At 43.3% G+C, this 11,413-nt stretch carries 10 protein-coding genes; 7 read left to right on the top strand and 3 right to left on the bottom strand.

What is annotated here, in order from left to right; translation table 11 throughout:
• Positions 1-81 precede the first annotated feature (81 nt).
• Positions 82-2,055 (top strand): ATP-binding cassette domain-containing protein, encoded by a 1,974-nt coding sequence (locus tag RT034_RS09895; RefSeq protein WP_313016296.1) that lies wholly within the window; start codon positions 82-84, stop codon positions 2,053-2,055.
• 47 nt (positions 2,056-2,102) lie between these two features.
• On the opposite strand, the gene RT034_RS09900 is transcribed toward RT034_RS09895, so the two are convergent.
• Complete coding sequence (locus tag RT034_RS09900; protein ID WP_313016298.1) at positions 2,103-2,849, bottom strand: glutathione peroxidase; 747 nt, start codon at positions 2,847-2,849, stop codon at positions 2,103-2,105.
• A gap of 279 nt (positions 2,850-3,128) precedes the next feature.
• Between RT034_RS09900 and RT034_RS09905 the strand changes: the two genes are divergently transcribed.
• Positions 3,129-3,617: a YajQ family cyclic di-GMP-binding protein gene (locus RT034_RS09905; RefSeq protein ID WP_036591734.1), complete on the top strand. Its 489-nt coding sequence runs from the start codon at positions 3,129-3,131 to the stop codon at positions 3,615-3,617.
• A gap of 79 nt (positions 3,618-3,696) precedes the next feature.
• Here RT034_RS09905 and hisB read toward each other — a convergent pair whose 3' ends face one another.
• Both hisB and def read right to left on the bottom strand, forming a co-directional pair.
• Positions 3,697-4,299: an imidazoleglycerol-phosphate dehydratase HisB gene (hisB, locus tag RT034_RS09910; RefSeq protein WP_313016301.1), complete on the bottom strand. Its 603-nt coding sequence runs from the start codon at positions 4,297-4,299 to the stop codon at positions 3,697-3,699.
• Between the two features lie 22 nt (positions 4,300-4,321).
• Entirely contained in the window at positions 4,322-4,852 is a 531-nt protein-coding gene (gene def / locus RT034_RS09915) for a peptide deformylase (RefSeq protein WP_135887808.1), read from the bottom strand.
• Positions 4,853-5,216: 364 nt separating this feature from the next.
• Between def and RT034_RS09920 the strand changes: the two genes are divergently transcribed.
• The 5 genes from RT034_RS09920 (at position 5,217) to dnaK (ending at position 11,278) form a co-directional block, all read left to right on the top strand.
• Positions 5,217-6,320, top strand: coding sequence for a LysM peptidoglycan-binding domain-containing protein (locus tag RT034_RS09920; protein WP_313016304.1), 1,104 nt, complete (start codon positions 5,217-5,219; stop codon positions 6,318-6,320).
• Positions 6,321-6,486: 166 nt separating this feature from the next.
• Positions 6,487-7,719, top strand: coding sequence for a DNA-processing protein DprA (gene dprA / locus RT034_RS09925; protein ID WP_409566369.1), 1,233 nt, complete (start codon positions 6,487-6,489; stop codon positions 7,717-7,719).
• A 49-nt stretch (positions 7,720-7,768) separates the two neighbouring features.
• Complete coding sequence (locus RT034_RS09930) at positions 7,769-8,374, top strand: L-threonylcarbamoyladenylate synthase (RefSeq protein WP_313016307.1); 606 nt, start codon at positions 7,769-7,771, stop codon at positions 8,372-8,374.
• Positions 8,375-8,612: 238 nt separating this feature from the next.
• On the top strand, positions 8,613-9,194 hold the full coding sequence (grpE, locus tag RT034_RS09935; RefSeq protein ID WP_313016310.1) for a nucleotide exchange factor GrpE: 582 nt from the start codon (positions 8,613-8,615) through the stop codon (positions 9,192-9,194).
• Between the two features lie 161 nt (positions 9,195-9,355).
• The gene (gene dnaK / locus RT034_RS09940) at positions 9,356-11,278 is read left to right on the top strand and encodes a molecular chaperone DnaK (protein ID WP_313016312.1); all 1,923 of its coding nucleotides are present in this window, start codon (positions 9,356-9,358) and stop codon (positions 11,276-11,278) included.
• The last annotated feature ends 135 nt before the right edge of the window (positions 11,279-11,413 follow it).

Here is an 11,413-nt window from a genome sequence, read left to right on the forward strand (position 1 = left end):
CTTATTATGGGGTGCTTGCTTTATACTATCAAGAATTTTCCCATTTAATTTTAGTCAAATTTTTTGAGTTTTGAGCCGATTATGATAGAACTAAAAGATGCCAGTATTCGCCGTGATGGGCGGGTATTATTCAAAGATGTTAATTTGCAAATCCATCCAGGTTGGAAAATCGGGTTAACAGGCAACAATGGCACAGGTAAATCCAGTTTTTTTGCGACGCTATTGAGCCAAAAGGGCGAAGGCGAATTAGGACTTGATACAGGCATTCTATCGGTTCCCAATAGTTGGCAAATCGGTCATATGGCGCAAGAGATTGAAAGCACTGACCAATCGGCGATAGATTTTGTGTTGAGTGGCGACAAAGAATACTTTGAGCTGCAAGATAAGATTAACCACCCGGATACCTTGTCAGAAGATGAGCTTGCCCATGTGCACGCCCGCTTTGATGATATCCATGGCTATAGTACCCCTGCAAAAGCCTCCCAAATCATGACAGGACTTGGCTTTAATGTCGCCCAAGAAAGCCAACCTGTGAGTAGTTTTTCAGGGGGCTGGCGTATGCGCCTAAACCTTGCCAAAACATTAATGAGCCGAGCGGATTTATTGTTGCTTGATGAACCGACCAATCACTTGGATTTAGATGCCATCTTGTGGCTTGAAGAATGGCTCAAAGCCTATGACGGCACGCTACTTATGATTTCGCATGACCAAGCGTTTTTGGATAATGTGGTGAGCAATATCTTGCACATTGAAAACCAACAAATGACCCTTTATACAGGCAATTACAGTACCTTTGTGCGTACCCGTAGTGAACGCCTAGCCCAGCAGCAGCAACAGTTTGAAAAACAACAAGAAACCCGCGCCCACCTTGAAGATTTTATCCGCCGTTTTAAAGCCAAGGCCTCCAAAGCCAAACAAGCGCAAGCCCGTGTCAAACAGCTGGAACGGATGACTGAATTGGCGCCCATCATGGCCGACAATCCGTTTCAATTTCGGTTCAAATCCCCTGTGCAATTAACATCGCCATTATTGGTGCTAGATAATGCCAGTGTCGGCTACAACGGTATAGCACTCATCGAGAACATTCGCCTACAAATTACCCCTGACAGCCGCATCGGTCTGCTAGGGATGAATGGCGCAGGCAAATCAACGGTCATTAAAGGCTTGGTGGGTGAGTTACCTATCTTGTCTGGGACGCGTAAAGCCGCAGATAGTTTGGTACTAGGGTATTTTAACCAACACCAAATGGATAGCCTCGATGGCGAAGCATCCCCCATGTTGATGCTACAGCGTCTTGCAGGCAAAACCTCAGACGCCGATTTACGCGCGTTTTTAGGTAGTTTTGACTTTCGCGGTGAGCGCATTGATACCAAAAGCAAGTTATTCTCTGGCGGTGAGCGGGCAAGACTCACCCTTGCGCTCATCGTATGGCAGCGTCCCAATGTTTTGGTATTAGACGAGCCGACCAACCACTTAGATTTGGAGATGCGGCAAGCATTGAGCATGGCTTTGCAAGAGTTTGAAGGGGCGGTCATTCTGGTGTCACATGACCGAGAAATGATAGCCAATGTTTGCGATGAGCTATATTTGGTGCATGATGGACAATGTAACATCTTTGACAATGACATCGCTTATTATAGTCAGTGGTTATCACAGACCCGTAAACAGCAAGCCAAACAAGCGAGCGATAATAAAAAGCTCGAAGACAAAAAATTAGCCGATCACAAAACAGATGTTTCACGTGAAACGTCTAACGTGCCCAATGCGTTATCCAAAGAAGAACAACGCAAAAAATCCGCTGAACAGCGTAAACTCACCGCGCCTATCCGTAAAAAAATCGAAAACGAGGAAAAGCAACTAGAAAAATTCATGTCGCAGCTAAGTGAGATTGAAGAAAAGCTGGGTGATGCAGGTCTGTATGATGATAGCCGAAAAGCCGATTTGTTAACGTTGCTCGATGAGCAGACGGCATTAAAAAGTGACATTGAAGCAGTCGAAGAGCAGGTAATGAATTTGATGATGGCACTTGAAGAGATGGAAAATAATTTTAACTAGCCAATAAAAAAGACAGCCTAGACTGTCTTTTTTTATTTAAGCAAACATTATTTTGCATCAGCAAAGTATTGTTGTAAGTCATCATTACCACCGATGTGTTTGCCACCAATAAACACCTGTGGGGTAGTTTCACGACCCGTAATGGCTCGCACTGAGGTGATACTGGCATCTTTACCAAGTACGATTTCTTCAAACTGGAAGCCTTTTTGGGTTAACGTTTCTTTGGCTTTGGCACAATGTGGGCAACCAGGCTTGGTAAAAATTGAGACCGAGGGTTTATCTTGCCAGTCTGGGTCAATATATTTAATCATGGTATCAGCATCTGATACTTCATACGGGTCATCACTGCCGCTGTCTTGGGGTTCATCAAAGATTTTAACGATTTTACCATCATCGACCAGCATAGAATAACGCCATGAACGTTTGCCAAACCCAATCGCTGAGTCATCAATTAAGCGTCCCATCGCTTCGGCAAACTCACCGTTACCATCTGGCATCACGGTCACATTGCTACAGTCTTGGTCTTTTGCCCAAGCATTCATGACAAAGGTATCGTTGACCGAGACACACACGATGTCATCAACGCCTAGTTTGTTAAATTCAGTTGCCAATTCATTATAGCGCGGTAAATGTAGTGATGAACACGTTGGCGTAAACGCCCCTGGTAAAGCAAACAATACGACTTTTTTGCCTTTAAATAATTCATCTGTGCTAACATCTACCCATTTGCCTTGCTGTTGGGTATGAAAAGTCACGCTTGGCACTTGTTTGCCAATCATATCGCTAAACGCCATGTCCTACTCCTTATTATCGTAAATTGTTATATTACATTTTTTAGTAAATGACCTATTTGCTTACTCATTATACAAACAAATAAGGTAAAAAACTGTAATCAGCGTTATCAAAAAGTTAATCATTTTAATTAATATTTTGAAACATAATGAAATATATGATTTATTTTATACAATTATCTTTTGAGTAAATATTGGGTCGATTGTTAAAAATTGACAAAATCAGTTATGATAGGGCAGATTTTTTAGATTTTATTCAACAAATTTGATAAGGAAAACCTCATGCCATCATTTGACGTGGTTTCAGAATTACAGTTATTTGAAGTTAAACATGCCGTACAAAATACCGAAAAAGAAATCGCCACCCGTTTTGACTTTAAAGGCAGTGATATTAAAGTCGAACTCAATGAGAAAGACAAAAAAATTACCATCACCGCAGACAATGAGTTGCAGATGGAAAACGTGTATGCCATGCTTGAGAAAAACATGATAAAACGTGGGGTAGATTTGCAGTCGCTCGACCCACAGGATAATCAAGGCTCGGGCAAACAAATGAAAAAGGTGGTCAATCTCAAAGATGGACTTGATGGCGATACCGCCAAAAAAATCAGCAAGGCATTAAAAGAGTCGGACTTGAAAGTATCGGCAGCGATTCAAGGCGATAAAGTACGGGTCAATGATAAGAAAAAAGATACGCTACAGCAAGCGATGGCGTTTTTGAAAGAAAAGCAATTTGGCGTGCCACTGCAATTTAATAATTTTAAAGACTAGCACGCAAAAATTAGTACAAAAAAACTAGCATAAAAAAAGCCCTTGTCTCAAACAGGGCTTTTATTTTTACAGGTTACTATCAAAGACTTTCTTTCGTACTCGGCAATCTATCCAAAGCTCTTTCATCATATTCCACTGCCATCCGCAGCGCACGAGCAAATGCCTTAAACGTACTTTCAATTTGGTGATGGCTGTTTTTGCCTTTTAAGTTATCCAAATGAATAGTTATCATAGCATGATTAACAAAACCATAAAAAAATTCACTGAATAAATCCACATCAAACCCACCAATCATCGCACGGGTAAACGGGATATCCATGTGTAGTCCAGGGCGACCTGAAATATCTACTACCGCACGGCTAAGGCTTTCATCAAGTGGGGCATAAAAATGTCCATAACGTACGATGCCTTTTTTGTCGCCAATCGCTTGTTTGAAGGCTTGACCTAGCGTAATACCGACATCTTCGACGCTATGATGGTCATCAATGTGGGTGTCGCCGTTACAGATGATGTCCATGTCAATTAAGCCATGACGTTTGATTTGGTCAAGCATATGGTCAAGAAATGGCACACCCGTGTCAATGCTGCCTTGACCGGTACCGTCAAGGTTGATAGACACGGTGATTTGGGTTTCAGCGGTATTTCGTGTGACGGTGGCGATGCGCGATGGGCGAGTGGTCATGGTTTTCCCTTAGAGTTAAAAATCACAATCTTTTATGTTCAGCATCTTTTTCACGCTGTTTGACAACTTTACGCACTTTATCACGCGCACGGTCTTGTTTGAGCTTGGATAGATAATCCACAAAAACTTTACCATTTAAGTGGTCAATTTCATGTTGGATACATACGGCAAGTAGGCCTTGTGCTTCCTCAACAAACGGGTTGCCCTGCGCGTCGACAGCCTCAATTCTGACATGTTTGGGTCTATCGACTTTGTCATAATACTCGGGCACAGACAAACACCCTTCTTCGTAGCTATATAATTCATCGGCTAATGGGGTGATAACAGGGTTGATAAACACCCGAGGCTGGCTGCCATCTTCAGATAAGTCCATCACCACCAATTGAATGTGCTCGTCTACTTGCGTTGCCGCCAGACCAATACCTTTGGCGGCATACATGGTTTCAAACATATCATCAATCAAGGTTTTTAAGTCATCATCAAAGTGGGTAACAGGCTTGGCAAGGGTACGAAGCCTCGGATCTGGGTAATTTAAAATGGTACGTAAAGTCATAATTGGTCAACTGTTAATAAGGCAAAAATTATCTAAAAAATTGGCATAGGGTAACGCAAACACTAAAGTTTGGCTACTATAACTTATATATAGGTGCAAACCAATCGCTTCACAATAGCAAATAATCAATGATAATGATTGAGTCATTAAAATCCACCAAAACCAAATCATTTAAAAAAAATGATTTAAAGAGAAAATTTATGAAGCCCCAATTATTTTATGCTATGCTAACCAAAATTTACATAGTGCAAATTATGGGTGATTTTGCGACACATAACACAACATTTGGCTATGATTTTTTATAAGTGATGGTAAAGAGTATGCCATTTTAAAGCGTTAAGCGGTTAACCTTGAGCATTGGGCTATGACAAACTATAACACCACGACAATGAAAAAATTATCCTTCGCTTTGTTGGCAATCCTAGGTATGACAGTGACTTCGCTAGCCGCTGCTAACAACCCGCCCCCTCGTATCAAAGCCGATGCGCCCAACCGTTACGTGGTAAAAAAAGGTGATACGCTTTGGGATATCTCCGGTAAATTCTTAGAAAGTCCGTGGCGCTGGAAAGAAATTTGGGCGACCAATAAGCAGATTCGTAATCCGCATCTGATTTATCCAAAAGATGTGATTATCTTATGTGTGATTAAAGGGCAAAAATTGGTCGGTGTAGATACGGGGGAAGGCTGTGCAGGCATTGAAAAAGCCATGAACGCGCCAGTCACCACAACCACAGTGGTAAGTGCCGCAGGTAGTATCACTACCATTCCTTTGACTGCCATTGAAACATGGCTCGAGCGCAATATCATCGTATCGCCTGATGACTTTAAAACTACTCCCTATGTGCTTGCTTCAAAAGATAAAAACATTATCACAGGTGTCGGTAACAAAATCTATGCCAAAGGCGTGCCGCTCATTGTGGGACAACGCTATGGCGTGTATCGTGAGGGCGAACCGTATGTTGACCCAACCACCCGTAAAGCCATCGGTCTTGAAGTCACCCAAGTTGCCGCAGGTATTGTCACTAGTGTAGCATCAAACGGTGTTTCTAGTATCGAGCTTAAAAAATCGTATGGTCAAGAAGTGCGCGAAGGTGACCGTGTATTTGTCGAAGTCGGTCAGTACTTGCCACCCGCGTTTTATCCAAAACCTGCCAGCGTTACCCGTGGCGGTCGCGTGATTCGTATTTTAAATTCCATTAGTAGTGCGGGTCGAGATGGGGTTATTGCCATTAACTTGGGTACCAGCCAAGGCGCTGAGCCAGGCGATGTGTTGACGGTTTATCAAAAAGGCGCTTTAGTCTTGGACGGCTATTCATCCGTGAAAGGTGGGGCAGTGCGGTTGCCAAGTGAGCAAATCGGTCATGTGATGGTATTTAAAGCATTTAACGATATTAGCTACGCTTATGTACTCGATGCAGAATCACCGATTCATGAGCAAGATTTTTTACTGCCTGCGGTCGGCAACTAACGCTTTCGCTTACCTTTGCTTCCTTGCCCTTGGTTATGCTTGATGGGTAAGCGATTGTTCAAAAGCCAGTCACCTTGACTGGCTTTGCTGTCTTTAAAGTTTTTATCGTGAGAAAAATTTATAATAGCAAACATTCATAAGCCATATACATGCCTAAGGAATATACATGATGCAGGACTATCAGCCTAACTTAAACCCCGCGCAGCAGGCTGCCTTATTGTTATGGCATTTAGTGAACTTATCGGTGCCTGTTTATAATAAGCTTGTAGCGCGTTTTGGTAGCGCTGAACAAGCCATTCAAGCCAAGCTGGTAGACTGGCAAGCATTGGGCTTGCATGATAATCACCACAAACGCTTTGCTGAGTTTATCAGCGCCAGTCGAACCAGCCAATTTTTGAATGATACGCTATTAGAACTATCGCACGGGCAGTATGGTGTGGTGTTTGATAATGACCCTTTATATCCGAATCAGTTAAAAAACATCTATGACCCACCCCCTTTGCTATTGTATCAAGGCAACTTATCGGCCTTAAGCCAACCTCAATTGGCCATCGTTGGGAGTCGTAAACCTAGCCCACATGCCGAAAAAATTGCCTTTGATATGGCGCAATATTTGGCGCACGAAGGCTTATGGATCACCAGTGGCATGGCAGAAGGCATTGACAAACAAGCGCATTTAGGTGCGTTAAGTCTACAGATGACGGCCACACAAGGTGGTACTATTGCGGTACTGGGCAATGGTATTAAACATTGTTATCCAAAAAATCACGCCAGCCTTAAAGCCCATATTATTGCGTCAGGTGGCTGCGTCATTAGTGAATTATTGCCCGATATGCCGAGCAATCGCTACCATTTTCCAAGGCGCAATCGTCTCGTCGCTGGGCTAAGTTTAGCAACTTTGGTTGTAGAAGCGGCTGCAAAAAGCGGCTCGCTCATCACGGCCAGAGAAGCCAACGAGCAAGGCAAACAAGTTTTTGCTATTCCTAGTCATATTGATAACCTCAACGCCAAAGGTTGCCACCAATTGATTCGTGAGGGTGCGACCTTGGTCGATCATCCATCACAAATTTTGGAAGATTTATCAATTTTTAAATCACCGATTGTCAAAGCCACCGAGGTTGAACCAGCGCCGATAGTTGCACAGGCAGTAAGCAATAGCCCTCAATTACCGTCCGAATCAGCACCAAAAACCCAGCCGCACCAAGCGCCATTGGCGATGGAGGTGGCGCCGCATTTGCAGACACTACTTAATCAACTCGATTGGGTCGGGCAAGATTTAGACAGCTTGGTCGATAAGACCCGCACCGATATTGCGACACTTATGGGCTGGCTGATTGAGCTTGAGCTAATGGGATTGGTGATGCAGCGCGGCGGTCTGTATATGCGCTGCCGCCCTTAATTTTGATAAGCGATAAGCAAAAAAAACTACAAAATAATCGAGGTATATAATGCAATTTAATGACACCCAGCTCGATGCAGTTCAGCAATTTTTACAAGCCGGCAATCTACTGGCTTATCCAACCGAAGCGGTGTGGGGAATCGGCTGTGACCCATTTAACGAAACCGCAGTGAAACAGATTTTAGCGATTAAACAACGTCCAATCGAAAAAGGTATGATTGTTATCACAGGCGATATCGCCCATATTCAGCCATTCTTACAGCCGTTACCACAGCAGGTAGTCGATAGCATTGCGGCAAGTTGGCAGTCTAGCGATGCACAAGCCACCACTTGGTTGTTACCGATTCCTGCATCATTGCAAGGCAAAATCCCCGATTGGATCACAGGTGGGCGAGATAGCTTAGCCATACGAGTGATTAGCCATCCGATGATTGCCGAACTATGCAATCACATTGCCCACGCAGACCACAATAACCCGTTTGGATTTTTGGTATCAACGAGTTGTAACCTATCGGGTTTAACACCTGCTACTGATTTCGCGTCTGCTTATCATTACTTCGGTGATGCCATCGGTTATTTACTCGGCGACACACTTGGATTTGTTCGACCTAGCCAAATTTTTGATGCCCTCACCCAACAACAGGTACGCGCTTAACGCCATGTTTTTAGCCATGTTGTTTTTAACCATATTTCTAGCGATTTTTATTCCCTAATTTCATAAATACGCAAATTTAGTGTGGATATATATGAAAAACGCCATTTTGACCCGCAAATAATGCGACTTACTCTTGAAATCAAAGGGATTAACCATTATCAAAGCCAATAACTTTAACCGTTTTAACGTGTAACTGTTACCTTGGTGACGGTTACTTTGATAATAGGAGTGATGATTGATGAATTCAGCTGATAACAACCAAAATACGCAACCGCAAAATCAAACTGACGCCGTCTCAACGGAGTTAAAAGATGCCATGGAACAGTTTGAGCCAAGCAACGAGCAAAAAACCATTCCTAGCGACATCAATTTGAGCACTTACGAGCAGCGTATTGCCGAGCTTGAAGATCAAGTCAAAGAAGCCAAAGAAGCCCATGCCCGTGCCAATGCTGAAGCCTACAATGCGCGCAACCGCATGGAGCAAGAAACCGAAAAAACCAAAAAATTTGCCTTAGAAAAGTTTGCCAAAGACCTATTAGAAACCGTGGATAACCTTGAACGTGCAATTGAAAGTAGCCAATCTGACAATGATCCCGTGCTTGAAGGCGTCAAACTTACCCACAAATCGCTGATTACGGTGCTAGAAAGATACGGCGTAAAAGTGGTCGATCCACAAGGCGAAACATTCAATGCTGACCTGCATGAAGCCGTGGGTATCGACCCAGAGGCAAGCGCCAACCAAGTCGGTCAAGTACTACAAAAAGGTTATACGCTAAATGAGCGTTTATTGCGCCCAGCCATGGTTCGCGTTGGCAGCTAGTAGGCAAGCAGTAGACAACGGATTGACCGATGGGTAACAAGCGTAGCAAAAAACTTTTGCTAACTGCTTGAAAAAAACCCTCGTTAAACCGATATAAAAATACAAGACAACGTGGTGCTCATCACCACTTACCCTCAAAATAAAAATTGGAGAATTTAATTATGGCTAAAATTATTGGTATTGACTTAGGTACAACCAACTCATGTGTTGCAGTGATGGAAGGTGACAAAGTTAAAGTTATCGACAATGCTGAAGGTGCACGCACTACCCCATCTATCGTTGCTTACAAAGATGACGGCGAAATCCTAGTCGGTCAATCAGCCAAACGCCAAGCGGTAACCAACCCACAAAATACCTTATTTGCTATCAAGCGTTTAATTGGTCGTAAGTTTGAAGACAAAGTCGTGCAAAAAGACATCGGCATGGTGCCATACAAAATTGTCAAAGCTGACAATGGCGATGCCTGGGTTGATATCAACAATAAAAAATTAGCACCACCTCAAATTTCTGCTGAAGTTTTGAAAAAAATGAAAAAAACTGCAGAAGATTATCTGGGTGAAAACGTCACCGAAGCGGTAGTAACGGTACCTGCTTATTTTAATGATAGCCAACGTCAAGCCACTAAAGACGCAGGTAAAATCGCCGGTCTTGATGTCAAACGTATCATCAACGAACCTACAGCGGCAGCCTTAGCTTACGGCATGGACAAAAAAGGCGGTGCAGACCGTAAGATTGCGGTTTATGACTTAGGTGGTGGTACTTTCGATATTTCAATCATCGAAATCGCAGACGTTGATGGCGAGCAACAATTTGAAGTGCTTTCAACCAATGGTGACACCTTCTTAGGCGGAGAAGACTTTGACTTGACCTTAATCGACTATTTGGTTGAAGAATTCAAAAAAGAAAACAGTGTGAACCTAAAAGGTGACCCGCTGGCAATGCAGCGCCTAAAAGAAGCAGCAGAGAAAGCGAAAATCGAACTTTCAAGCTCACAAAGCACCGATATTAACTTACCGTACATCACTGCCGATGCCACAGGTCCAAAACACTTAGTGGTAAACGTAACCCGTGCCAAATTAGAAAGCTTAACTGAAGCGCTTGTCAACCGTACCATTGAGCCTTGTAAAATCGCACTGAGCGACGCGGGCTTAAAAGCGTCTGATATTGATGACGTTATCTTGGTAGGTGGTCAAAGCCGTATGCCACTGGTGCAACAGCGTGTTCAAGAATTCTTTGGTAAAGAACCTCGTAAAGATGTGAATCCTGACGAAGCGGTAGCGATGGGTGCAGCGATTCAAGGTGCAGTACTGTCTGGTGACAAAACTGACGTACTACTGCTTGATGTGACACCGTTAACCCTAGGCATCGAAACCATGGGCGGTGTGTTGACGCCAATCATCGAGAAAAACACCATGATTCCAACCAAGAAATCACAAGTGTTCTCTACAGCGGATGACAACCAACCAGCAGTAACTATTCAGGTCTATCAAGGTGAGCGTAAAATTGCCGCCCAAAACAAATTGCTTGGACGTTTCGATTTGACCGATATTCCACCCGCACCGCGCGGCGTACCGCAAATTGAAGTTACCTTTGACATCAACGCTGATGGCATCATGAATATCTCAGCTAAAGATAAAGGTACGGGTAAAGCACAAAGTATCCAAATTAAAGCCGATTCAGGTCTATCAGATGCTGAAATTGAGCAAATGATTCGTGATGCTGAAGCCAATGCCGCTGAAGATGCCAAATTTGCTGAACTTGCGCAAGTACGTAACGAAGCAGACGGTCGTATTCATGGCGTACAAAAAGCCATGAAAGATGCCGCTGATAAAGTAACCGATAGCGACAAAACCTCAGTAGAAGATGCTATCAAAGCGCTAGAGTTGGCTGTCAAAGAAGATAATCTAGATGACATCAAGTCAAAACTTGAAGCCCTAGACAATGCCTTCTTACCGGTTAGTCAAAAAATCTACGCTGACGCAGGCGCTACTGCAGAAGCGGGTGATGCACAGTCACAACAAACCCAGCAAGATGATGGGGTTGTCGATGCAGAATTCACCGAAGTAAAAGATGACAACAAATAATCATTTCACCGATTAGAGCATCAACAAAAATACCGCCGCAAGGCGGTATTTTTATTTTATTTGAAAATTTTTAAAAAAGGTGTTGACACCCATTCCAATTCACGTATAATACGCCACCACTGAGCGACGAAGAGT

It is taken from the genome of Moraxella sp. CTOTU48841 (genome assembly GCF_032061225.1).
GTDB lineage: Bacteria > Pseudomonadota > Gammaproteobacteria > Pseudomonadales > Moraxellaceae > Faucicola > Faucicola cinerea.